The organism is Achromobacter sp. Marseille-Q0513 (assembly GCF_018195695.1).
Lineage (GTDB): Bacteria > Pseudomonadota > Gammaproteobacteria > Burkholderiales > Burkholderiaceae_B > Achromobacter.
Genome location: NZ_JAGTJY010000054.1, coordinates 1,121 through 23,301 on the forward strand (window position 1 = coordinate 1,121; position 22,181 = coordinate 23,301).

Annotated in this window: 21 protein-coding genes; 19 read left to right on the forward strand and 2 right to left on the reverse strand. The window is 66.7% G+C overall.

Features of this window, described 5'->3' with window-relative positions; genetic code table 11:
• The 17 genes from rpsB to KDH83_RS13635 form a co-directional block, all read left to right on the forward strand.
• On the forward strand, positions 1–559 hold a 559-nt coding region (gene rpsB, locus KDH83_RS13555), incomplete at its 5' end, for a 30S ribosomal protein S2 (RefSeq protein ID WP_249205092.1).
• Between the two features lie 172 nt (positions 560–731).
• Positions 732–1,610, forward strand: a complete 879-nt coding sequence (gene tsf, locus KDH83_RS13560) for a translation elongation factor Ts (RefSeq protein ID WP_212316500.1) — start codon at positions 732–734, stop codon at positions 1,608–1,610.
• Positions 1,611–1,780: 170 nt separating this feature from the next.
• Positions 1,781–2,497 carry a UMP kinase gene (gene pyrH, locus KDH83_RS13565; RefSeq protein ID WP_103274069.1) on the forward strand — a complete coding sequence of 239 codons (717 nt, stop codon included), beginning with the start codon at positions 1,781–1,783 and terminating at the stop codon, positions 2,495–2,497.
• 15 nt (positions 2,498–2,512) lie between these two features.
• On the forward strand, positions 2,513–3,073 hold the full coding sequence (frr, locus tag KDH83_RS13570) for a ribosome recycling factor (protein ID WP_103274070.1): 561 nt from the start codon (positions 2,513–2,515) through the stop codon (positions 3,071–3,073).
• Positions 3,074–3,242: 169 nt separating this feature from the next.
• On the forward strand, positions 3,243–4,007 hold the full coding sequence (gene uppS / locus KDH83_RS13575; protein ID WP_212316554.1) for a polyprenyl diphosphate synthase: 765 nt from the start codon (positions 3,243–3,245) through the stop codon (positions 4,005–4,007).
• A gap of 47 nt (positions 4,008–4,054) precedes the next feature.
• Positions 4,055–4,912 (forward strand): phosphatidate cytidylyltransferase, encoded by an 858-nt coding sequence (locus KDH83_RS13580; protein WP_212316503.1) that lies wholly within the window; start codon positions 4,055–4,057, stop codon positions 4,910–4,912.
• Positions 4,909–6,108, forward strand: coding sequence for a 1-deoxy-D-xylulose-5-phosphate reductoisomerase (locus tag KDH83_RS13585; RefSeq protein ID WP_212316505.1), 1,200 nt, complete (start codon positions 4,909–4,911; stop codon positions 6,106–6,108). The genes KDH83_RS13580 and KDH83_RS13585 overlap by 4 nt, the downstream gene beginning before the upstream one ends.
• Positions 6,109–6,175: 67 nt before the next feature.
• Positions 6,176–7,507 carry an RIP metalloprotease RseP gene (gene rseP, locus KDH83_RS13590; RefSeq protein ID WP_212316508.1) on the forward strand — a complete coding sequence of 444 codons (1,332 nt, stop codon included), beginning with the start codon at positions 6,176–6,178 and terminating at the stop codon, positions 7,505–7,507.
• 54 nt (positions 7,508–7,561) lie between these two features.
• Positions 7,562–9,895, forward strand: coding sequence for an outer membrane protein assembly factor BamA (gene bamA / locus KDH83_RS13595; protein WP_212316510.1), 2,334 nt, complete (start codon positions 7,562–7,564; stop codon positions 9,893–9,895).
• Positions 9,896–10,005: 110 nt separating this feature from the next.
• Positions 10,006–10,566 (forward strand): OmpH family outer membrane protein, encoded by a 561-nt coding sequence (locus KDH83_RS13600; RefSeq protein ID WP_212316512.1) that lies wholly within the window; start codon positions 10,006–10,008, stop codon positions 10,564–10,566.
• Positions 10,567–10,580: 14 nt separating this feature from the next.
• On the forward strand, positions 10,581–11,678 hold the full coding sequence (lpxD, locus tag KDH83_RS13605; RefSeq protein WP_212316519.1) for a UDP-3-O-(3-hydroxymyristoyl)glucosamine N-acyltransferase: 1,098 nt from the start codon (positions 10,581–10,583) through the stop codon (positions 11,676–11,678).
• A gap of 64 nt (positions 11,679–11,742) precedes the next feature.
• A complete protein-coding gene (gene fabZ, locus KDH83_RS13610; protein ID WP_212316521.1) occupies positions 11,743–12,195 on the forward strand; it encodes a 3-hydroxyacyl-ACP dehydratase FabZ in 453 nt (150 codons plus the stop codon).
• Complete coding sequence (gene lpxA, locus KDH83_RS13615; RefSeq protein WP_212316527.1) at positions 12,196–12,990, forward strand: acyl-ACP--UDP-N-acetylglucosamine O-acyltransferase; 795 nt, start codon at positions 12,196–12,198, stop codon at positions 12,988–12,990.
• 73 nt (positions 12,991–13,063) lie between these two features.
• Entirely contained in the window at positions 13,064–14,260 is a 1,197-nt protein-coding gene (gene lpxB / locus KDH83_RS13620) for a lipid-A-disaccharide synthase (RefSeq protein WP_212316529.1), read from the forward strand.
• Entirely contained in the window at positions 14,250–14,855 is a 606-nt protein-coding gene (rnhB, locus tag KDH83_RS13625) for a ribonuclease HII (protein ID WP_349291627.1), read from the forward strand. The genes lpxB and rnhB overlap by 11 nt, the downstream gene beginning before the upstream one ends.
• Positions 14,852–15,637: an RNA methyltransferase gene (locus tag KDH83_RS13630; RefSeq protein ID WP_212316534.1), complete on the forward strand. Its 786-nt coding sequence runs from the start codon at positions 14,852–14,854 to the stop codon at positions 15,635–15,637. The genes rnhB and KDH83_RS13630 overlap by 4 nt, the downstream gene beginning before the upstream one ends.
• Complete coding sequence (locus KDH83_RS13635; RefSeq protein WP_249205093.1) at positions 15,634–16,053, forward strand: hypothetical protein; 420 nt, start codon at positions 15,634–15,636, stop codon at positions 16,051–16,053. The genes KDH83_RS13630 and KDH83_RS13635 overlap by 4 nt, the downstream gene beginning before the upstream one ends.
• Before the next feature lie 100 nt (positions 16,054–16,153).
• Here KDH83_RS13635 and KDH83_RS13640 read toward each other — a convergent pair whose 3' ends face one another.
• A complete protein-coding gene (locus KDH83_RS13640) occupies positions 16,154–16,981 on the reverse strand; it encodes a pyruvate, water dikinase regulatory protein (protein WP_103274084.1) in 828 nt (275 codons plus the stop codon).
• 180 nt (positions 16,982–17,161) lie between these two features.
• Between KDH83_RS13640 and ppsA the strand changes: the two genes are divergently transcribed.
• Complete coding sequence (gene ppsA, locus KDH83_RS13645) at positions 17,162–19,528, forward strand: phosphoenolpyruvate synthase (protein ID WP_212316536.1); 2,367 nt, start codon at positions 17,162–17,164, stop codon at positions 19,526–19,528.
• Positions 19,529–19,582: 54 nt separating this feature from the next.
• Here the strand turns inward: ppsA and KDH83_RS13650 are convergent, their stop codons facing one another.
• Positions 19,583–21,130, reverse strand: a complete 1,548-nt coding sequence (locus KDH83_RS13650) for an MFS transporter (protein ID WP_212316538.1) — start codon at positions 21,128–21,130, stop codon at positions 19,583–19,585.
• A 181-nt stretch (positions 21,131–21,311) separates the two neighbouring features.
• Between KDH83_RS13650 and KDH83_RS13655 the strand changes: the two genes are divergently transcribed.
• Positions 21,312–22,169 (forward strand): LysR family transcriptional regulator, encoded by an 858-nt coding sequence (locus tag KDH83_RS13655; protein ID WP_212316540.1) that lies wholly within the window; start codon positions 21,312–21,314, stop codon positions 22,167–22,169.
• Positions 22,170–22,181 lie beyond the last annotated feature (12 nt).

Sequence of the window (22,181 nt, forward strand, 5' to 3'; positions counted from 1 at the left end):
CATCCTGTTCGTCGGCACCAAGCGCGCCGCCCGTGAACTGGTCGCCGTCGAAGCCGCCCGTTGCGGCATGCCCTTCGTCGACGCCCGCTGGCTCGGCGGCATGCTGACCAACTTCAAGACGGTCAAGACCTCGGTCAAGCGCCTGAAGGACATGGAAGCCCTGGTCGCCGAAGGCGGCGCCGAGCGCATGATCAAGAAGGAAGGCCTGCTGTTCCAGCGCGAACTGGACAAGCTGAACAAGTCGATCGGCGGCATCAAGGACATGAACGGCCTGCCCGACGCCATCTTCGTGATCGACGTTGGCTACCACAAGATCGCCATCGCCGAAGCCAAGACGCTGGGCATCCCGGTCGTGGGCGTGGTTGACACCAACCACTCGCCCGACGGCATCGACTACGTCATCCCCGGCAACGACGACTCGGCCAAGGCCATCGCGCTGTACGCCAAGGGCATCGCCGACGCCGTGCTGGAAGGCCGCGAGCAGAACCTGAACGGTCTGGTCGAAGAGCTGGGCGAAGGCCAGGAAGAGTTCGTCGAAGTGCAGGACAACCAGGCCTAAGCCTGCTGTCATGTCCGGCGGTTAGTGTCTGGGAGCGGCGGTCGCCGCTCCCGCCTCGCCGGCATTGCGAGGATGGGCTCCCATCTTCCAGGCCCGCTGTACGCGGGCGTCCCATCGAATCACATCGCTGCCCCGCCAAGCCGGGGCATGTCTTAGCAAATTTGGAGCAAACATGGCTGAAATTACCGCTGCCCTGGTCAAGGAACTGCGCGAAAAGACCGACGCCCCGATGATGGAGTGCAAGAAGGCTCTGACGGAAGCCGAGGGCGACCTGGCCCGCGCCGAGGAAATCCTGCGCGTCAAGCTGGGCAACAAGGCCAGCAAGGCTGCCGCCCGCGTCACCGCCGAAGGCCTGATCGGCCTGTTCATCTCCGCCGACGCCAAGAAGGGCGCCGTCATCGAAGTCAACTGCGAAACCGACTTCGTCGCCAAGAACGACGACTTCGTCGCCTTCGTGAACAAGCTGGCCGAACTGGTCGCCACGCAGAACCCGGCCGACGTGGCCGCTCTGTCGGCGCTGCCTTACGGCGACGGCACGGTCGAAACGACCCGCACCACCCTGATCGGCAAGATCGGCGAAAACATGGCGATCCGCCGCTTCGAGCGCATCGAGACCCCCAACGCCCTGGCCAGCTACGTGCACGGCGGCCGCATCGGCGTGCTGGTCGAGTACAGCGGCGCGGAAGAAGTCGGCAAGGATCTGGCCATGCACATCGCGGCCACCAAGCCCAAGGCCCTGAACGCCGACGGCGTGAATGCCGCCGACATCGCCGCCGAGCGCTCGGTCGCCGAGCAGAAGGCCGCCGAATCGGGCAAGCCTGCTGAAATCGTCGCCAAGATGGTCGAAGGCTCGGTGCAGAAGTTCCTGAAGGAAGTGACGCTGCTGTCGCAGCCTTTCGTCAAGGATGACAAGAACACCGTCGAACAGATGCTGAAGGCCAAGGGCGCTTCGATCACCAAGTTCGTGCTGTTCGTCGTCGGCGAAGGTATCGAGAAGAAGACCAGCGATTTCGCCGCCGAGGTTGCCGCAGCCGCCGCCGGCCGCGCCTGATCGCAGGGTAGTGCTTGAAGGCCGGCGCTAGATTACAGTCTAGTCCGGCCTTTTTCTCGCCAAGCCCTTCTGTGACGTAACGTTTCCCCTGCGGGGGAGGCGTGGCGCCAGGGCAGGGCTATCATTTCTTGTCTTACACTTTCGTCGGATTGTTCTACGGGATATCACCTATGAGCAGCAGATCATACAAACGGGTTCTTCTCAAGCTTTCCGGCGAGGCGCTGATGGGCGAAGATGCTTTCGGCATCAATCGCTCCACCATCGTCCGCATGACCGATGAGATCGCCGAAGTCGCCGCCACGGGCGTCGAGCTGGCCATCGTCATCGGCGGTGGCAACATCTTCCGCGGCGTCGCGCCGGGTGCGCAGGGCATGGACCGCGCCACCGCCGACTACATGGGCATGATGGCCACCATCATGAACGCGCTTGCCCTGCAGGACGCGCTCAAGCACAAGGGTATCGACACCCGCGTACAATCGGCCCTGAACATCGACCAGGTGGTCGAGCCGTACATCCGCCCCAAGGCCTTGCGCTACCTCGAAGAAGGCAAGGTCGTCATCTTCGCCGCGGGCACCGGCAATCCCTTCTTCACGACCGATACCGCGGCCGCCCTGCGCGGCGCCGAGATCGGCGCGGAGATCGTGCTGAAGGCCACCAAGGTCGACGGCATCTACAGCGCGGATCCCAATAAGGACCCGACCGCCACGCGCTATGCCCGCATCAGCTTCGACGAGGCGATCGTGCGTCGCCTGGAAGTCATGGACGCCACCGCTTTCGCGCTGTGCCGTGACCAGAAGCTGCCGATCAAGGTGTTTTCGATCAACAAGTCCGGCGCGCTCAAGCGCGTGGTCAGCGGGGACGACGAAGGCACCCTGGTACACGTTTAAAGAAAAGGAAAAACCATGAGCGTCGCAGAAATCCGCAAATCCGCCGAAGCCAGGATGGTCAAGTCGCTTGATACGCTCAAGACCAACCTGTCCAAGATCCGCACGGGCCGCGCCCACGCCGGCATCCTGGATCATGTGCAGGTCGAGTACTACGGTTCGCCGGTGCCGATCAGCCAGGTGGCCAACCTGAACCTGGTGGACGCCCGCACCATCAGCGTGCAGCCCTACGAGAAGAGCATGGCCGCCCCGATCGAGAAGGCCATCCGCGAGTCGGACCTGGGCCTGAACCCCATGTCCATGGGCGACACGATCCGCGTGCCGATGCCGGCCCTGACCGAAGAGCGCCGCCGCGACCTGACCAAGGTCGTGCGCAGCGAGGGCGAGGACGCCAAGGTCGCCGTGCGCAACCTGCGCCGCGAGGCCAACGACGCGCTCAAGAAGCTGGTCAAGGACAAGGAAATCTCCGAGGACGACGAGCGTCGCGCCCAGGACGATGTCCAGAAGCTGACCGACCGCAACGTGAGCGACATCGACAAGATGGTCACGCAGAAAGAAGCGGAAATCATGACCGTATAATTCCGGCGCATGGCGGGACACGGGCTCGCGCCCGTGTCCCGGCGCCGGTTTTTGCTTTTTGCGCCGTCCCGTCCGCCGTTTCGCGCCAAGCTTGGCGGTGATGGAATCACGGCGCGGATTTTCCCGTATTACGTTTTTCGCCGGTCATACGCGCGCGGCACCAGACTCCATGGCAACCAGTTCCACCCAGGCGGTTCCCGAGACCCGCGATACCCCGCAGCACGTCGCCATCATCATGGATGGCAACGGCAGGTGGGCGACGCGGCGTCTGCTGCCCCGCACGGCAGGGCATGCCAAGGGCGTGCAGGCCGTCAGGCGCGTGGTCGAGGCCTGCGGGCGCGCCGGCGTGCGCTACCTGACGCTGTTCGCGTTCAGCTCCGAGAACTGGCGGCGTCCCGCCGAAGAGGTCTCCCTGCTGATGCGGCTGTTCGTCCAGGCGCTGGAGCGCGAAGTCGGCAAGCTGGAAGAGCAGGGCGTGCGGTTGCACGTGATCGGCGATCTCTCGGCCTTCGAGCCGCGGCTGCAGGAACTCATTTTCGCGGCGCAGCAACGCACCGCCCACAACGACCGCCTGCACCTCACCGTTGCCGCCAATTACGGCGGCCGCTGGGACATCCTGCAGGCCACGCGCGCCATGCTGGCGGCCGAGCCCGATCTGGCCGCGCACCCGGAGCGGATCGATGAGGCGCATCTGTCGCGCCACCTGTCGATGTCCTGGGCGCCCGAGCCGGACCTGTTCATCCGCACCGGCGGAGAACAACGCATTTCCAATTTCCTGATCTGGCAGATGGCCTACGCGGAGTTCTACTTCACGGATCGCTACTGGCCGGATTTCGGCGCCGCCGAATTGCAGGCGGCGTTCGACTGGTACCGGACCCGCGAGCGCCGCTTCGGCCGCACCAGCGCCCAAGTCAACGGCGACGACCCGAAATAGGCCGCCTAGCGCGCGTCTTTCCGGGCAGCACAAGAGGAGACCGTCACATGTTGGGCCAGCGTATCGTTACCGCCGTCGTCCTGTTGGCCATCCTGGCCGCCGCCATGATGAGCGCCAATCCCTGGTGGTTCGTCGCCCTGCTCGCGCTGGCCGCGGCCTGCGCCAACTGGGAATGGCTGCGACTGACCTTGCCGCAGCCTCCATCCCCACTGATCTGCGCCGGCGTGCCGGTCCTGCTGTTCGCCGCCATGCTGGCGCTGAGCTCGGCGTGGCTGGGCGGCGTCCGTTCGGGCTGGGCCGATCCTCGCTGGATCCTGGGCTACGCGGCGCCCGCCGTCGCCGCCGTCTGGCTGTTCGGCGGCGTGACCGCCGTGGTTCGCGGCCAGTCCAGCGCGCCGCCTGCCAGCCTGGGCTGGTCGCTGTTCTCGGTGCCCGCCGCCTTTGTCGCCTGGGCCGTGCTGGCCCAGATGTATATCGCGCGCGGCGCGGTGTTCGTGGTGTCGCTGCTGGCGCTGGTCTGGGTGGCCGATATCGCCGCCTATTTTGCCGGCCGCGCGTTCGGCAAGCGTAAACTGGCGCCGCGGGTGAGCCCCGGCAAGACGATCGCCGGCGCGGTCGCCGGCGTGCTGGGCGCGGTCGTGTGGATCGGCCTGTCCAGCCTCTGGGACGGCACTTATGGCCACGCGCTGGTGGCGCGCTGGAGCTTCTGGCTGGCGCTGCCGCTGGCGGCCGTGCTGGGCGTGCTGTCCATCATCGGCGACCTGTTCGAATCGTTGCTCAAGCGGCGCGCGGGCCGCAAGGATTCCAGCGCGCTGCTGCCCGGCCATGGCGGCGTCTACGACCGTATCGACGCCATCCTGCCGGTCGCGCCGTTCGCGCTAATTTTGTCTGGAGTGTTGTCTTGACGGTTTTCCAACGCGTCGTCGTGCTCGGGTCCACCGGCTCGATCGGCGAAAGCACGCTCGATGTGATCGCCCGCCATCCCGAACGGCTGGCTGTCTATGCGCTGTCGGCGTACACGCGCATGCAGAAGCTCGCCGAGCAGGCGCTGGCCAGCCGCGCGGAAGTGGTGGTGGTGCCCGACGACGCGGCGCGCCGGCAATTCCTGGCCGCCTGGCCCGCCGGTCCCGCCTTGCCGGAGATCCGGGTGGGCGCCCAGGCGCTGGCGGATACGGCCGCCGACGCGCGCTGCGACGCGGTCATGGCCGCCATCGTCGGCGCGGCCGGCCTGCCGGCGGCGCTGGCCGCGGCCCGGGCGGGCAAGCGCGTGCTGCTGGCCAACAAGGAAGCCCTGGTGGCGGCCGGTTCGCTGTTCATGCAGGCCATCCGCGACAGCGGCGCCGAATTGCTGCCCATCGACAGCGAGCACAATGCCATTTTCCAATGCCTGCCGCATGGCGGCCGGGCACAGGCGCCGGACGCGCCCGCGCCAGGCGTGCGCCGCCTGCTGCTGACCGCTTCGGGCGGCCCGTTCCGCGGGCGCGATCTGGACGACCTGCACGACGTGACGCCCGCGCAGGCCTGCGCCCATCCGAACTGGAGCATGGGCCGCAAGATTTCCGTCGATTCGGCCACCATGCTGAACAAGGGCCTGGAAGTGATCGAGGCGCACTGGCTGTTCGCCATGCCCGCCGACCGCATCGAGGTGGTGGTCCACCCGCAGAGCGTGGTGCATTCGATGGTTGAGTACCACGATGGCTCCATCCTGGCCCAGCTGGGCCAGCCCGACATGCGCACGCCGATCGCCTATGGCCTGGGCTTTCCCGAGCGCATCGACAGCGGCGTAGGCCCGCTGGATCTGATGCGCCTGGGGCGGCTGGATTTCGAGCAGCCCGACCTGGCGCGCTTTCCCTGTCTGGCGCTGGCATTTGCCGCGTTGCGGGCGGGGCAGGGCGCCTGCGTGGCGCTGAACGCCGCCAACGAGGTGGCGGTGGAGGCCTTCCTGAGCGGCCGGCTGGCCTATACCTGGATCCCCCGCGTCATCGAGGCGGCGCTGGAGTGGCAGGCGCGGCAGGCTTCTGTTACGCTCAGCAGTCTCGAGGACGTGCTGGCGCTGGATGCGGCGGCGCGCCGTTACGCGGGCAACCTGGGGCTGGCCTGAGGCGCCCCGCGCGCCTGCCTTGCCCAGGTGCAATCGCCTGCCTATCGATCCTGGATTCTAGATCCCGATGCTTTTCACCCTGCTCGCCTTTGCGGTTGCGCTAGGCTCCCTGATCATTTTCCACGAGCTGGGCCACTATTGGGTCGCGCGCCTGTGCGGCGTGAAGGTCCTGCGGTTTTCCGTGGGCTTTGGCAAGGTGGTGTTGCGCCGCACCGACCGGCACGGCACGGAATGGGCCGTCTCGGCCCTGCCGCTGGGCGGATACGTCAAGATGCAGGACGATCCTCCGCCGGGCGCGAGTCCGTCCGAGATTGCTTCCGCCTTCAATACCCAACCGGTCGGCAAGCGCATCGCCATCGTCGCGGCCGGGCCGATATTCAACCTGATCCTGGCCGTGCTGCTGTACGCCGCCCTGAACCTGGCCGGCACGCAGGAACCCGCCCCGATCCTGGCCAAGCCGGCCGTGGATACGCCGGCAGCCCGCGCCGGGCTGCTGGAAGGCGACCGCATCCTGTCTATCGGCGGCGAGGAAGTCATTTCCTGGGCTGATGCGCGCTGGCGGCTGATGGACGTGATGTCCGGGGGCGGGCGCGCACTGGTCGAGGTCAGCACCCCGTCCGGCGCGGTGCACCAGCGCGAACTGATATTGCCCGCCAATGCCATGGATCCCGCCGGCGGCGACCCGTTGGCGACCGCCGGCTTGCGGCTGGCCCAGCCGCGTCCCGCCGTCCGCAGCGTCATCGCGGGTGGACAGGGCGAAGCGGCCGGCCTGAAGGACGGCGACCTGATCGTGGCCGTCGAGGGCCAGCCGGCCCCGGATACCGCCGCGCTGGTGCGCCGCATCCAGGAAAGCGCCGGCCAGCCGCTGGCCCTGACGCTCAAGCGCGGGCCCGACACGGTCACGCTGAATGTGACGCCCCGCGCCGAAACCGTGGAAGGCCGCCAGATCGGCCGGCTTGGCGTGCAACTGGGCGGCGACGTGCCGATGGTGACGGTTCGCTATGGCGTGTTCGAAAGCCTGTGGCGCGGCGCGGTCCGCACCTGGGACACCGCCTGGTTCTCGCTGCGCATGATGGGGCGCATGGTCATGGGCGAGGTGTCCTGGCGCAATGTCAGCGGCCCGGTCACGATCGCCGACTACGCCGGCCAGACCGCCCGGATCGGCATTGTTGCTTATATCGCCTATATCGCGTTGATCAGTATCAGCCTTGGCGTACTAAATTTGCTGCCCATTCCTATGCTGGACGGCGGCCATCTGCTGTACTATCTCGTCGAAATCGTGCGGGGCAGCCCGCCGCCCGCCCGCTGGATCGATATCGGACAGCGCGCCGGCATAGGAATATTGGCAGGGCTCATGGGCCTTGCGCTGTTTAATGATTTCTCGCGCCTGTTCACCTAGGCGTCAATAGCATATAAAATCCCCCGCCATTTGCACGACCGAGGATACTCAAGGATGTCTTTTCGCCGGATGTTTCAACACAAGAAGGGTGTATTGCCGAGTCTTGTCGCCGCGCTGCTGGTTCCGGCCATGGCTCACGCCTTCGACCCTTTCGTCGTGCGGGATATCCGCGTAGAAGGGATCCAGCGAACCGACGCCGGCACCGTATTCGGTTATCTCCCCGTGAAAGTGGGCGAGAAATTCACCGACGAAGAAGCCACCGAGGCGATCCGCCGCCTGTACGGCACGGGATTTTTCTCCGATGTACAGATCCAGACCGACAATAATGTCGTCGTCGTGGTCGTGCAGGAACGCCCCACCATCGCATCCGTGAATTTCAACGGCATGCGCGAATTCGATTCCAAGGCCATCATCAAGTCGCTGGGCCAGGTCGGTTTCGCCGAAGGCCGCATTTTCGACCGCTCCATGCTTGAGCGCGCGGAATACGAACTCAAGCAGCAATACCTGTCCAAGGGCAAGTACGGCGTCGAAGTGACCTCCACCGTGACGCCGCTGCCGCGCAATCGCGTGGGCGTGAGCTTCGACGTGTTCGAAGGCTCGGTCGCGCGCATCCAGGAAATCCGCTTCGTCGGCAACAAGGCTTTCTCGGAAAGCGACCTGCTCGACGAAATGAAGCTGACCACGCCGGGCTGGCTGACCTGGTATACCGATACCGACAAGTATTCGCGCGAAAAGCTCGAGGGCGACCTGGAACGCCTGCGTTCGTTCTATCTGGACCGCGGCTACCTGGAGTTCTCCGTCGAGCCGCCGCAGGTCACGATCTCGCCCGACCGCAAGGATATCCGCATCACCGTCACCGTCCACGAAGGCGAGCCCTACAAGGTGCGCAGCGTCAAGCTGGCCGGCAACCTGCTCGGCCTGGACAGCCAGATCAATGGCCTGGTGCAGCTCAAACCGACCGAGACCTTCTCGGCCGCCAAGGCCAACGATTCGGCCAAGGCCATCACCGACTACCTGGGCGAGCTGGGCTACGCCTTCGCCAACGTCAACCCGAATCCGCAGCTCGACCGCGACAAGCGCGAAGCCGACGTGACCTTCTACGTCGACCCGAGCCGCCGCGTGTACGTGCGCCGCATCCAGATCGGCGGCAATACCCGCACGCGCGACGAGGTCGTGCGCCGCGAAATGCGCCAGCAGGAAGCGGCCTGGTACGACGCCAAGGACATCAAGACCTCGCGCGACCGCGTCGACCGCCTGGGCTACTTCAGCGAAGTCAACGTCAAGACCGACCCCGTGCCGGGCTCGCCCGACCAGGTCGACGTCAACGTCGACCTGAAGGAAAAGCCCACCGGCATGATCAACCTGGGCGTGGGCTACGGCTCGTCCGAAAAGGCCATCCTGTCGGCCGGCATCAGCGAAGACAACGTCTTCGGCAGCGGCACCAACCTGACCCTGCAGCTGAACACCAGCAAGAGCAACCGCGCGGTCGTGCTGTCGCACACCGACCCGTACTGGACCAAGGACGGCATCAGCCGCACCACGTCGGCCTACTACCGCGTGACCGAGCCCTGGAACAACAACGACGGCGACTACCGTGTCAAGTCCATGGGCCTGGGCATGAACTTCGGCGTGCCGATTTCGGAATACGACCGGATCTTCCTGGGTGCGAACTTTGAACGCAACCAGATAGAGTTGTACAACAACTCGCCGCTGGCTTATCGCAACTTCGTGAACCAATACGGCGACGCGACCAACTCGGTGATCTTCAGTGCCGGTTGGTCGAAGGACACGCGCGATAGCGCGCTTGCGCCGACCAAGGGCAGCTATACGCGCCTGAAGAGCGACTTGTCGACCGTGGACCTCAAGTATTACATGCTGACGGCTCAGCAGCAGTACTTCGTGCCGTTGGGCGGCGCCTACACGCTGGCCCTGAATGCCATGGCCGACTGGGGCCAGAGCTACGGCGGCAAGGACTACCCGATCATCAAGGCCGTTTACGCCGGTGGTATCGGCACGGTGCGCGGTTACGAGGGCTCCTCGTTGGGTGCGCGTGATCCGGTGACCGGAGACTACCTGGGCGGCACGCGCCGCATCGTGGCGAATGCGCAGCTGTATCTGCCGTTCCCGGGCGCGTCGAAGGACCGCACGCTGCGCTGGTTCCTGTTTACGGACGCCGGTCAGGTGGCCACGGGCAGCGGCCTGTCTTGCACCACCGGCAAGTCGAGCAGCCCGGTGGAAGATCCTTGCGGCTGGCGTTTCTCGGCGGGTATCGGCCTGTCGTGGCAGTCGCCGATGGGGCCGCTGCAGCTGTCCTATGCGCGACCGCTCAATGCCAAGCCGGGCGACGACAAGCAAGCATTCCAGTTCCAGATCGGAACCGGTTTCTAAGCTGTCTGGTTACGCTTGAAAACAAGGGGCGGGCCGGGTGGCCCGGCTCCCTTATCGTTTAGTGGCACAATACACACTTTGGCTTTGCCTTACTGGAAGGTGAGATTTTCATGATGTCTGATTTCGCACTTAAATCGTCGGATTCGCTGGGCGCCAAGCGCCGCGGCAAGCTGGGCGCCACCATGGCCCTGGCAGGTGCGCTCATTCTCGGTTCGGTCGCAGCGGTTCCCGCCCAGGCCCAAGGCACCAAGATCGGTTTCGTCAACACCGAGCGGATCCTGCGTGAATCGACCCCCGCCAAGGCCGCGCAAAGCAAGATCGAATCCGAATTCAAGAAGCGCGACGACGAACTGCAGCGCCTGAACACCAGCCTGCGCACGCAAGCCGAGAAGTTCGACAAGGACGCTCCGGTGCTGTCGGAATCCGACCGCGTCAAGCGCCAGCGCGAACTGTCCAACCTGGATACCGACCTGCAGCGCAAGCGCCGCGAGTTCCAGGAAGATTTCAACCGCCGCCGCAACGAAGAGTTCTCGTCGATCGTGACCAAGGCCAATGACGCCATCAAGCGCATCGCCGAACAGGAAAACTACGACCTGATCATCCAGGACGCCGTCACGGTCAACCCGCGCATCGACATCACCGACAAGGTGATTCAGAGCCTGGGCAAGTAAGCTCGGTCGTCAGCATGCCGGTATTGCTGGATATTGCCCGCGCGCCCACGCTTGAAGCGCTGCTGAGCGCCGCCAAGACCCAGGGCATGGACTGGCGGATCAGCGCGGCCCCCGACGCGGGTCCGCTCAAGATCCAGGGCGTGGGGACCTTGTCCTCGGCGGGCGGCCAGGAAATCAGTTTCCTGGCGAACCCGCGCTACCAGAGCCAGTTGGGCGCCACCAAGGCGGCGGCGGTCATCGTCTCCCCCGAAGTGGCCCAGGCCCTGGAAGGCGGCGAGCAAGGCCGTCCGCCCTTTGCGCTGGTCGTCTGCAAGCATCCCTATCTGCTTTATGCCCGCGTGGCCCAGTGGTTCGACGCGGCGCGTCGTCCCGCGCTGCCGGGCGGCACGCATCCTTCCGCGGTGGTGGCGGCTGACGCCGTCATCGAAGAGGGCGCCCGCATCGGCCCGCTCTGCGTTGTGGAGTCGGGCGCGCGCATCGGGCGCGGCGCCGTGCTGGGCCCGGGCTGCGTGATCGGCGCCGGTTCCTCCGTGGGGCCGGACAGCCTGCTGCACGCGCACGTGACGTTGTACGAAGGCGTCAAGGTCGGCGCCCGCGCCATCCTTCACAGCGGTGTCGTGCTGGGCGCGGACGGTTTCGGGTTCGCGCCGGATCCGTCGCTGGGGCAGGGCGCCTGGGGCAAGATCCCCCAGCTGGGCGGCGTGGCCATCGGCGACGACGTCGAGATCGGCGCCAACACCACGATCGATCGCGGCGCGCTCGAAGACACCTTCGTGGCCGACGGCGTCAAGCTGGACAACCAGATCATGGTGGGCCACAACTGCCGCATCGGCGCGCATACGGCGATGGCCGCGTGCGTGGGGGTGGCCGGTTCGACCACCATCGGCGAGCGCTGCACCATCGGTGGCGCCGCGATGCTGTCGGGACACCTGACGCTGGGCGACGACGTGCATATCTCGGGCGGCACCGCGGTGACGTCCAATATCCTGAAGCCGGGCCGGTATACCGGGGTCTTCCCGTACGCCGAGCACGGCGAATGGCAGCGCAACGCCGCCGTGATACAACAGTTGGCGCAGTTGCGCCGCCGCGTGCGCACGCTCGAAAAAGAGTAAGGCGCGGGTTCGCCGCCCGGCGCACGCCGCAAGATCATTTCATTTCGCAGGAATTCACAGAAAAATGGAACTCGACATCAAGGGGATCATGGAGCGTCTGCCGCATCGTTACCCGATGCTGCTGATCGATCGCGTCGTGGAGATGGTGCCCGGCAAGTCCATCGTCGCCATCAAGAACGTCTCCATCAACGAGCCGTTTTTCACGGGACATTTCCCGCACCATCCCGTGATGCCCGGCGTCCTGATCGTCGAAGCCATGGCCCAGGCGGCCGCGCTGTTCTCGTTCACGGATGCCGACGGCGGCCTGAAGTGCGACGGCAAGACGGCCTACTACCTGGTCGGCATCGATGATGCGCGCTTCCGCCGCCCTGTCGTGCCGGGCGACCAGCTGCGCCTGGAAGTCGAGGCGCTGCGCCTGAGCCGCAGCATCTGTAAATATCAGGCGCGCGCGACGGTGGACGGGCAGGAAGCGGCCTCGGCCACGCTCATGTGCGCCATCCGCAGCCTGGAAGAGTAAATGGCCGCAAACATCCATCCGAGCGCCGTCGTCGATCCGGCGGCGCAGATCGATCCCTCTGTCACCATCGGGCCGTTCTGCGTGATCGGGCCGGATGTGACCATCGGCGCGGGCACCGAAGTGGGTCCGTATTGCATGATCGACGGCGTGACGACCATCGGGCGCGACAACCGGTTCTACCGGTACTGCTCGATCGGCGGCATGCCGCAGGACAAGAAGTACGCTGGCGAACCCACCCGCCTGACGATCGGCGACCGCAATACGGTCCGCGAATTCGTCACGCTCAACACGGGCACGGTGCAGGACGGCGGCGTCACCACGCTGGGCAATGACAACTGGATCATGGCCTATGTGCATGTGGCGCACGACTGCCATGTCGGCAACAACGTCATCCTGGCCAATTCGGTCCAGCTCGGCGGCCATGTCCACGTGGGCGATTGGGCCATCGTTGGCGGCCTGACCGGCGTGCATCAGTTCTCGCGCATCGGCGCGCATTCCATGACCGGCGGCAACAGCTCGCTGATGCAGGATGCGCCGCCCTTCGTGCTGGCCGCGGGCAATCCCTGCCGGCCGGTCGGCGTCAACGTCGAGGGCCTGCGCCGCCGCGGTTTCTCGGCCGAGGCGATTTCCGCGCTGCGCGAGGCCTACAAGATCGTCTACCGCCGCGGCTTGTCGCTGGACGCGGCGCGCGCCGAATTGCAGGCGCGCCAGCAGTCCGAGCCTGGTGTGGCCGAGCCGCTGCAGGTCTTCCTGGATTTCCTGGACGTCGCTTCGCGCGGCATCATCCGTCCATGACCCCCGTCCGGCCGCCACAGCCGCGTCGGGCTTCCCGGCGCGCAGCGCAGCCGGGCTCTTGGGGGAACGCACAATGAGCAAGCGCATCGGCATGGTGGCAGGCGAGCCCTCGGGCGACTTGCTGGCCGGCCGCATCATCGCCGGCCTGCAGGCTGGCGACGCTTCGGTGCGTTGCGAAGGCATAGGCGGGCCGCAGATGCAGGCCCGCGACTTCAACACCTGGCACCCCATGCATGCCCTGACCGTGTTCGGCTACGTCGACGCGCTCAAGCGCCTGCCCAGCCTGCTGTCCACCTATCGCGACGTCAAGCGGCGCTGGCTGGCCGAGCCGCCGGCCGTGTTCGTCGGCATCGACGCACCCGATTTCAACCTGCGCCTGGAGCACCAGCTGCGCCAGGCCGGCACGCCTACGGTGCACTTCGTCGGTCCGTCGATCTGGGCGTGGCGCTACGAGCGCATCCACAAGATCCGCGAGTCGGTATCGCACATGCTGGTGCTGTTCCCGTTCGAGGAAGAGATCTACCGCAAGGAAGGCATACCGGTCACCTATGTCGGCCATCCCCTGGCCGGCGCGGTGCCGATGCAGCCCGATCGCGCGGCGGCGCGCGCGCGGCTGGGCATCGACCAGAACGCCCGCGTGCTGGCCATCCTGCCCGGCAGCCGCTCGTCGGAAATCCGCCTGCTGGCGCCGCGCTTCCTGCAGGCCGCGCAGATTCTGCAAAAGCGCGATCCGGCGCTGCAGTGCATCGTGCCCATGGTCAACGAACAGCGGCGCGCCGAGTTCCAGTCTTTCCTCGAGCAGTATCCGGTGCCAGGCCTGCGCTGCGTGACGGCGCAGGACCTGCACGGCGAAGGCGGCGAACGGCAGGCGCCGGTCGCCTGGTCGGTCATGGAGGCCAGCACCGCGGTGCTGGTGGCCAGCGGCACGGCCACGCTGGAGACGGCGCTGTACAAGCGGCCCATGGTCATCTCCTATGTGCTGTCGCCCTGGATGCGGCGCATCATGGCCTGGAAATCCGGCCAGGAACGCCCCTATCTGCCCTGGGTCGGACTGCCCAACGTGCTGCTGCGCGACTTCGCGGTGCCGGAACTGCTGCAGGACGATGCCACGCCGGAAAAACTGGCCGAAGCCACCTGGACGGCCCTGACCGATGAAGCCCTGGGCGCGCGCATCGAGGCGCGCTTCACGGCGCTGCACCAGGACCTGCTGCGCGACACGCCGGCGCTGGCCGCGCGCGCCATCCTCGAGGTCGCCGACGGTGCAGCCTGACCTTTTCGGGGCCACGCCCCAGCCCGAGCAGATCACCGCCGGCGTGGACGAGGCAGGCCGGGGTCCTCTGGCCGGCGCGGTCTATGCCGCCGCCGTGATTCTCGATCCGGCCCGTCCGATCGAAGGTCTGGCCGATTCCAAGGCGCTCAAGCCGGCGCGGCGCGAAGCGCTGGCGCTGGAAATCCGCGAGCGCGCGCTGGCCTGGTTCATCGCCAGCGCCAGCGTCGAGGAAATCGACAGCCTGAACATCCTGCGCGCCACCATGCTGGCGATGCAGCGCGCTGTGCAAGGCCTGTCCGTCGCGCCGCAGCTGGCGCTGGTGGACGGCAACCAGGCGCCCAAGCTGGGCTGCACCGTGCAGACGGTGATCAAGGGCGACGCCCTGGTGCCAGCGATCTCGGCCGCGTCCATCCTGGCCAAGACCGCCCGCGACGCCGACCTGCTGCGCCTGCACGAACAGTATCCGCAATACGCCTTCGATCAGCATAAGGGCTACGGCACGGCGCTGCACCTGCGGCTGTTGCGCGAGCACGGCCCCTGCGTCGAGCACCGGCGCAGCTTCGCGCCCATCAAGGCCTTCGGCGCCGACGCATGAAACACATCAGTTCCCGCGACAACCCGGCCGTCAAGGCGCTGGTCAAGCTGGCAGGGCTGGCGGGACGCCGTGGCGCGTCCGTGCTGCTGGACGGCGTGCATCTGTGCCGGGCCTGGCTGGACCATCACGGCCTGCCGGAACAGGCGGTGTTCGACGTCGAGCGCCTGGACCAGCCCGAACTCGCGGCCCTGGCCGCCGCGCTGCCGCCCGAGCGCTGCCTGGCGCTGGATGCGCGGCTGATGCAGTCGCTGGCCAGCGTGGAGAGCGGGCAGGGCGTGGCCTTCGTGGTCGCGCCGCCGGCGCCGGCCTTGCCGGACGTCGTGGACGAGAATTGCGTGCTGTTCGACCGCATCCAGGATCCGGGCAATGTCGGCACCTTGCTGCGCACTTGCGCGGCCGCCGGCATCAAGCGCGTGTTCCTGGCCACGGGCACGGCCGCCGCCTGGTCGCCCAAGGTGCTGCGCAGCGGCCAGGGCGCGCATTTCGCGCTGGCGATTCATGAACACGTGGACCTGGCGGCCCTGCTGCCGCGCCTGCGCGCGCCGCTGGTGGCGACGGCGCTGGACGGCGCCAGCGACCTGTACGGCACCGCGCTGCCGGCGCGCTGCGCCTGGATCTTCGGACATGAAGGGCAGGGCGTGGACGCGGGCCTGCTGGCCGCCGCGGCTGTGAAGGTCCGCATCCCGCATGATGCGCAGGCGGTGGAATCGCTGAATGTCGGCGCCGCCGCCGCGATCTGTCTGTTCGAACAACGTCGTCAACATAGGGGAGCGGGCTCATGACGATGCCGCGCATGTCATTCCTGTCGTCCGGTCGCGCCTGGCGCGGCCTGGCCGGCGCCGTGGCGCTGGTTGTCCTGGGCGCGTGCGCGTCTGGCCCCGAGAAGGCGATGCTGGTGCCGGTGGTGTCGGCGGATGCCGCCAACACCCAGGTGCTGTCGCGCGCCGTGACCGGCAAGCTGTCCGACGGCCAGGCCTTCAGGCTGGAAGATGCCTCGCAGTGGCGCAGGGTTGGGGCGCTGGTGCAGGGGGATGTCTATCGCCCGCTGGGCGCGCCGGTGACGCTGGGCAAGGGCGCGCGCTCGGAAGCCTACCTGGTGGCGTCTTCCGGACGGCTGATCGGGTTCTATCTGCCGGCGGCCAGCATGTTCCTGCCGCTGTCCGAGTCCCAGGTGCTGCCGTTCTCGCAGCGCCTATAGGGCGCGATCCGCCTGGCGTGGCGAGCCTGGCGACCGCCTGAGCGAGCCGGCCCCGCCCGGCGGGGCCGGGCGTTCGGTGGCGTCGTAGCCGGCGTGGCGTTCAGGTCCGGTCCAGACCCACTTCCTGCAGCACCGTGGTCGAGATTTCCTCGATGGACTTGGTGGTGGTCGACAGCCAGGAAATGCCCTCGCGCCGCATCATCCGCTCGGCCTCGGCGACTTCGTAACGGCATTGCTCCAGCTGCGCATAGCGGCTGTTCGGACGGCGCTCGTTGCGCACCTCCGCCAGGCGCTCGGGCTGGATCGACAGGCCGAACAGCTTGGCGCGGTGGGGGGCGATGGTGGAGGGCAGGGTGCCGCGCTCGAAATCATCCGGCGTGAGCGGGAAATTGGCCGCCTTGATCGCATATTGCATGGCCAGGTACAGGCTGGTCGGCGTCTTGCCGCAGCGGGACACGCCCACCAGGATCACGTCGGCCTGATCCAGCTGGTTCACGAACTGGCCGTCGTCATGCGCCAGGCTGAAATTGATGGCGTCGATCCGGTTGCGGTACTTCTCGGAATTGGCCGCCATGTGGGACCGGCCGATGGAATGGCTGGATTTCAGTCCCAGCGCCTGCTCGATATGGCTGACGAAGGTGCCGAACAGGTCCAGGAAAACGCCGTTCGCCTGGCGAACACGGGCCAGGATGTCCGGATTGACCAGCGTGCTGAAGACGATGGGCGGGACTCCGGCTTCCAGGGCGCTGCGGTCGATGCGCTGGGCCACCTCGGCGGCCTTTTCCAGGGTGTCGACGTAGGGCAGCCGCACGGGCTTGAACTGGACCTCCTCGAATTGTGACAGGACCGACTGGCTGAAGGTCTCGGCGGTGATGCCGGTGCTGTCAGAAACGATGTAGACGGTGCGTGCGATCGGGCTAGATGTCATGTGTAAAAAATTCCAACCGGGCGGATGGCCGGCAGTGCTCCGAAGAGTACAATCAGGCCCCTATATGAGTCACCCCAAGGGCGGTCCAAGGCCAGTTTGGTCAGTGCGTGACGGCAAGGCGAAAGCGCCTTCCATGCATTGACCAAACTCGCTTTCATTCCATTGTAAAAGGTGACTTCAATGTCGTACGTTGTTTTGTTCGAGCAGCTCCGCATGACGGACGTGGACTCGGTAGGAGGCAAGAACGCATCACTAGGCGAAATGATCAGTCAGCTGTCTGGCGCGGGAGTCCGCGTGCCGGGCGGCTTTGCCACGACCGCCGACGCCTTCCGCGACTTCCTCAAGGCCTCCGGCCTGGACAAGCGCATCGCCGAACGCCTGACCACGCTCAATCCTGAAGACGTGCGCGAGCTGGCCAACGCCGGCGGCGAGATCCGCCAGTGGATCGTCGACGCCCCGTTCTCGGCCGAATTCGAAAAGCAGATCCGCGAGGCCTTCGCCAAGCTCGACGCCGACGGCAAGGGCTCGTTCGCCGTGCGCTCGTCCGCCACCGCCGAAGACCTGCCCGACGCGTCCTTCGCCGGCCAGCAGGAAACCTTCCTGAACGTGGTCGGCATCGACGACGTGCTGGACAAGATCCGCCACGTGTTCGCCTCGCTCTACAACGACCGCGCCATCTCGTACCGCGTGCACAAGGGCTACGCCCATGCCGACGTGGCACTGTCGGCCGGCATCCAGCGCATGGTCCGCTCCGACAAGGGCAGCGCCGGCGTGATGTTCACCATCGACACCGAATCGGGCTTCCAGGACGTGGTCTTCATCACCTCGTCCTACGGCCTGGGCGAAACCGTGGTGCAGGGTGCCGTCAACCCCGACGAGTTCTACGTCTTCAAGCCCACGCTGGCCCAGGGTCATTTCCCCATCGTCGGCCGCCGCATCGGCTCCAAGCTGATCAAGATGGAATTCGATCCCGAGCGTCCGGGCGGCCGCGCCGTGCGCACCGTCGACGTGCCGGTGTCGGAACGCAACCGCTACTCGCTGACCGACGACGAGGTCAACGAGCTGGCGCGCTACGCCGTCATCATCGAAAAGCACTATGGCCGCCCGATGGACATCGAGTGGGGCCGCGACGGCATCGACGGCAAGATCTACATCCTGCAGGCCCGTCCCGAGACGGTGAAGTCGCAGCAGGGCGCGAATGACGTGCAGCAGCGCTACCGCCTGAAGGCCACCGGCCAGGTCCTGATCACCGGCCGCGCGATCGGCCAGAAGATCGGCGCCGGTCCGGTGCGCGTGGTCGGCGACATCTCCGACATGGACAAGGTGCAGCCCGGCGACGTGCTGGTCACCGACATGACCGACCCCAACTGGGAGCCGGTGATGAAGCGCGCCGCCGCCATCGTCACCAACCGCGGCGGCCGTACCTGCCACGCCGCCATCATCGCGCGCGAGCTGGGCATCCCGGCCGTGGTCGGTTGCGCCAACGCCACCGACGTGCTGAAGGAAGGCCAGGCGGTCACCGTGTCTTGCGCCGAGGGCGACGAAGGTCGCATCTACGACGGCCTGATCGAGACCGAAGTGGAAGAAGTGCGCCGTGGCGAAATGCCCCCGATCGACGTCAAGATCATGATGAACGTCGGCAACCCGCAGTTGGCCTTCGACTTCGCCCAGATCCCCAACGGCGGCGTCGGCCTGGCGCGCCTGGAATTCATCATCAACAACAACATCGGCATCCACCCCAAGGCGGTGCTGGACTACCCGAACGTGGATGGCGAGCTGAAGAAGGCGGTCGAATCGGCCGCTCGCGGCCACGCCAGCCCGCGCGCCTTCTTCGTCGAGAAGATGGCCGAGGGCGTGGCCACCATCGCGGCGGCCTTCTATCCGAAGCCCGTGATCGTGCGCATGTCGGACTTCAAGTCCAACGAGTACCGCAAGCTGGTCGGCGGCTCGCGCTACGAGCCCGAGGAAGAGAACCCCATGCTGGGCTTCCGCGGCGCGTCGCGCTACATCGCCGAGGACTTCGCCGAGTGCTTCCGCATGGAATGCGAAGCCCTCAAGAAGGTGCGCGATGAAATGGGCCTGACCAACGTCGAGATCATGGTGCCCTTCGTGCGCACCCTGGGCCAGGCGGACAAGGTGGTCAAGCTGCTGGCCGCGCGCGGCCTGGCGCGCGGCGAGAACGGCCTGCGCCTGGTGATGATGTGCGAAGTGCCGTCCAACGCCATCCTGGCCGACGAGTTCCTGCAGTACTTCGACGGCTTCTCCATCGGTTCGAACGACATGACCCAGCTGACGCTGGGCCTGGACCGCGATTCGGGCATGGAGCTGCTGGCGGCGGACTTCGACGAGCGCGACGAGGCGGTGAAGTTCATGCTGCGCCGCGCGATCAAGGCTTGCCTGGACGCCGGCAAGTACGTCGGCATCTGCGGCCAGGGCCCCAGCGATCACCCGGACTTCGCCCAGTGGCTGAAGGACGAGGGCATCCTGTCCATGTCGCTGAACCCGGACACCGTGGTCGACACCTGGCAGCGCCTGGCCAGGAACTGATCGGCCGCGCTTGCCTGAAAAACCCCCGCGCCCGCAAGGGCGCGGGGGTTTTTTTCATTGCACGCTGGACCCCGCGCCGGTCCGGCGCGCCGCGCGTGGCACGCCGAACACCAGCAAGCTGCCCAGCGCGAACAGCCAGACGCTGACGCCGCCATACAGCATCACCCAGCCGAAACCGTGGGCCAGCGCTTGCCTGGCCGTTTCGGCGGGAACGGTCCACGCGGCCGCGCCCTGTCCGATCGTCGGGGCCGTTCCCGTGGTCAGCTGTTCGGCCAGCGAGCGGAGCTGGGCGGCATCGATCGCCGGCGGGAGCTGCCTGCGCAGGAACGAGGCGATGCCTTCCACCAGGATGAAGCCCATCACGGCGATGTTCAGCGCCAGGCTGATGAAGCGCGCGCTGGTGTCGATGCCGGACGCCATGCCGGCGCGCCCCGTTGGCACGGAGCCGGTGGTGGTGTTGGTCACGGGCGTATTGGTCACGCCCAGGCCGATGCTGGCGAGCAGGCAGCCGGGCAGCATCGTCAGCCAACTGGCCTGCTGGACGCCGCTGCCCCAGGCCATCAGGAAGCACCCCGCGCCGATGGCGAACAGGCCGGCGGGAATCACGGCCTCCGCCCGGTAGCGCAGCGCCAGGCGTTCGCCGAGCGGCGGCAGCATCAGCGTCGGCAAGGTATAGGCCAACAGCGACAGCCCGGTCGCCAGGCTGGCATAGCCCAGCCCGTGCTGGAAATACAAGGGCAGGTAGATCATGAGCGGCCAGAAGCTGAAGTTCATGCCCATCGACCCAAGCAGCGCGCCGGAGAAGCGGCGGATGCGGAACACCGAGAAATCGAACAGCGGATCGACGGCCCGCCGTTGTGCCGCGGCGAAGACGATGAAACCGCCCGCGGCGGCGAGCAAGCTGGCCAGCGAGGGCAGGCTGGCAAAGCCCGCCACCGGCCCTTGCGTGATGAACCAGGCCAGGCCGAACACCGCGACCGAGAGCGAGACGATACCCGCCCAGTCCAGCCGGCGGTGCTGCGGGTCGCGCGATTCGTCCACGCCCGCCGCCGCCAGGCCGAGGGCCGCCAGCGCGATGGGAACGTGCACCAGGAACACCCACTGCCAGCTGGACAGCGCCACGATGCCGGCGCCGATGATCGGGCCCAGGCCCAGGCCGATGCCAAAGACCACGCCCCAGGCGCCGAAGGCCTTGGCGCGCGCGGCGCTATCGGCGAACTGGTGCGACAGCACCGCCAGCTGGCAGACCAGCATGGCGCCGCCGGCCATGCCCTGAAGGAAGCGGCCCGCGATCAGCCAGGTGGAACTGCCTGCCAGGCCGCAGGCCAGGGAGGTGATGCCGAACAGCACCAGGCTGAGCAGGAATGCCCGCTTGCGCCCGTAGCGGTCGGCCAGCGCGCCCGCCGCCATCAGCACGGCGGCGCAGGCGATGGTGTAGGCGTTCATGATCCATTGCAGATCGCGAAAGCTGCTGCGCAGGACGGTTTCGAGGATGGGCAGGATCACCGGGACGCTGGAAATCTCCAGGCCGAACATCAGGCAGGCGAGGCAGGCGGCGGTGAGCGTGACCGTATTCTTGTGTGCAGGGGTTAGGGACTTCATGGGTGTTTCCACAATGAGGCGGGTCTTGCCGGCGCGCCGGGTTGTGCGCACGGCAGGTCCGGACCCGGTCCGCGGATGCGCGGCGGACGGTTGGCGGGAATGCCATTGTGGAAAAAGACAAAAAATGATGGAAATGATTTAATTTTGTTGGATTAATTAAATTCCATCATGAGTGACCGATATGGACTACGACCCGGATCTTCTGCGCGCATTCATCGCGGTACATGAGACCGGCGGTTTCACGCGCGCCGGCAAACGTTTGCACCTGAGCCAATCGGCGGTCAGCCATCAAATCCGCAGGCTGGAAGAGCAGGCGGGAACCGCGCTGCTCAAGCGCACGACCCGCAGCCTGACCTTGACCGAGGACGGTGAGGAATTCCTGCGCCATGCCGAGCAGATCCTGCGGGCGCAGGATGCGCTGGCGATACGCTTCCAGCGCTCCGCCGTGGCGGGCGCGGTGCGTTTCGGCGTTCCGGAAAGCTATGTGGGAGATCGCTTGCCGCCCATGCTGGCGCGCTTCTCCCGTCAGTTCCCCGCGGTGAGGCTGGACGCGACGGTGGACACGTATCTGGCCTTGCGCGACCAGATAGACGCCGGCCTGCTGGACCTGGCGGTCACGCTATCGCTCGACGAGGACCCGGCGTCGCCCCTGTTGCGCCGGACCCGGTTCGTGTGGGCGGCGGGAGAGGGGGGCGATGTGGCCGCGCATGCGCCGTTGCCCCTGGCCCTGGCGCCGAAACCCTGTCTGCACCGGGAGGTGGCGACACGCGCGCTGGAAGAGGCGGGGCGTGAATGGCGGCTTGCCTTCACGTCGCTCAGTCAGCAAGGACTGCGCGCGGCGGTGAAGGCCGGCCTGGCCATCACCGCCATTCTTCAGGAAGACCTGGAACCGGGAATCGTGGAGATCGACGCCGAAGCCGGCTTGCCGCCCTTGCCGCAAGCCAGCTTCCGGCTGCTCTGGAGCGCGTCGGGAAGGACGCCCGCCGCGCAGGCGCTGGCGGGGCAGCTGATCGAATCGTGCGTTGCGGCTTCCGCATAGCGCGGCCGCCAA

Coding starts and splice junctions, on each gene's coding strand:
- tsf (WP_212316500.1), top strand. CDS start 732: ATGGCTGAAATTACCGCTGCCCTGGTCAAGGAACTGCGCGAAAAGACC.
- pyrH (WP_103274069.1), top strand. CDS start 1,781: ATGAGCAGCAGATCATACAAACGGGTTCTTCTCAAGCTTTCCGGCGAG.
- frr (WP_103274070.1), top strand. CDS start 2,513: ATGAGCGTCGCAGAAATCCGCAAATCCGCCGAAGCCAGGATGGTCAAG.
- uppS (WP_212316554.1), top strand. CDS start 3,243: ATGGCAACCAGTTCCACCCAGGCGGTTCCCGAGACCCGCGATACCCCG.
- KDH83_RS13580 (WP_212316503.1), top strand. CDS start 4,055: ATGTTGGGCCAGCGTATCGTTACCGCCGTCGTCCTGTTGGCCATCCTG.
- rseP (WP_212316508.1), top strand. CDS start 6,176: ATGCTTTTCACCCTGCTCGCCTTTGCGGTTGCGCTAGGCTCCCTGATC.
- bamA (WP_212316510.1), top strand. CDS start 7,562: ATGTCTTTTCGCCGGATGTTTCAACACAAGAAGGGTGTATTGCCGAGT.
- KDH83_RS13600 (WP_212316512.1), top strand. CDS start 10,006: ATGATGTCTGATTTCGCACTTAAATCGTCGGATTCGCTGGGCGCCAAG.
- lpxD (WP_212316519.1), top strand. CDS start 10,581: ATGCCGGTATTGCTGGATATTGCCCGCGCGCCCACGCTTGAAGCGCTG.
- fabZ (WP_212316521.1), top strand. CDS start 11,743: ATGGAACTCGACATCAAGGGGATCATGGAGCGTCTGCCGCATCGTTAC.
- lpxA (WP_212316527.1), top strand. CDS start 12,196: ATGGCCGCAAACATCCATCCGAGCGCCGTCGTCGATCCGGCGGCGCAG.
- lpxB (WP_212316529.1), top strand. CDS start 13,064: ATGAGCAAGCGCATCGGCATGGTGGCAGGCGAGCCCTCGGGCGACTTG.
- KDH83_RS13630 (WP_212316534.1), top strand. CDS start 14,852: ATGAAACACATCAGTTCCCGCGACAACCCGGCCGTCAAGGCGCTGGTC.
- KDH83_RS13635 (WP_249205093.1), top strand. CDS start 15,634: ATGACGATGCCGCGCATGTCATTCCTGTCGTCCGGTCGCGCCTGGCGC.
- KDH83_RS13640 (WP_103274084.1), bottom strand. CDS start 16,981: ATGACATCTAGCCCGATCGCACGCACCGTCTACATCGTTTCTGACAGC.
- ppsA (WP_212316536.1), top strand. CDS start 17,162: ATGTCGTACGTTGTTTTGTTCGAGCAGCTCCGCATGACGGACGTGGAC.
- KDH83_RS13650 (WP_212316538.1), bottom strand. CDS start 21,130: ATGAAGTCCCTAACCCCTGCACACAAGAATACGGTCACGCTCACCGCC.
- KDH83_RS13655 (WP_212316540.1), top strand. CDS start 21,312: ATGGACTACGACCCGGATCTTCTGCGCGCATTCATCGCGGTACATGAG.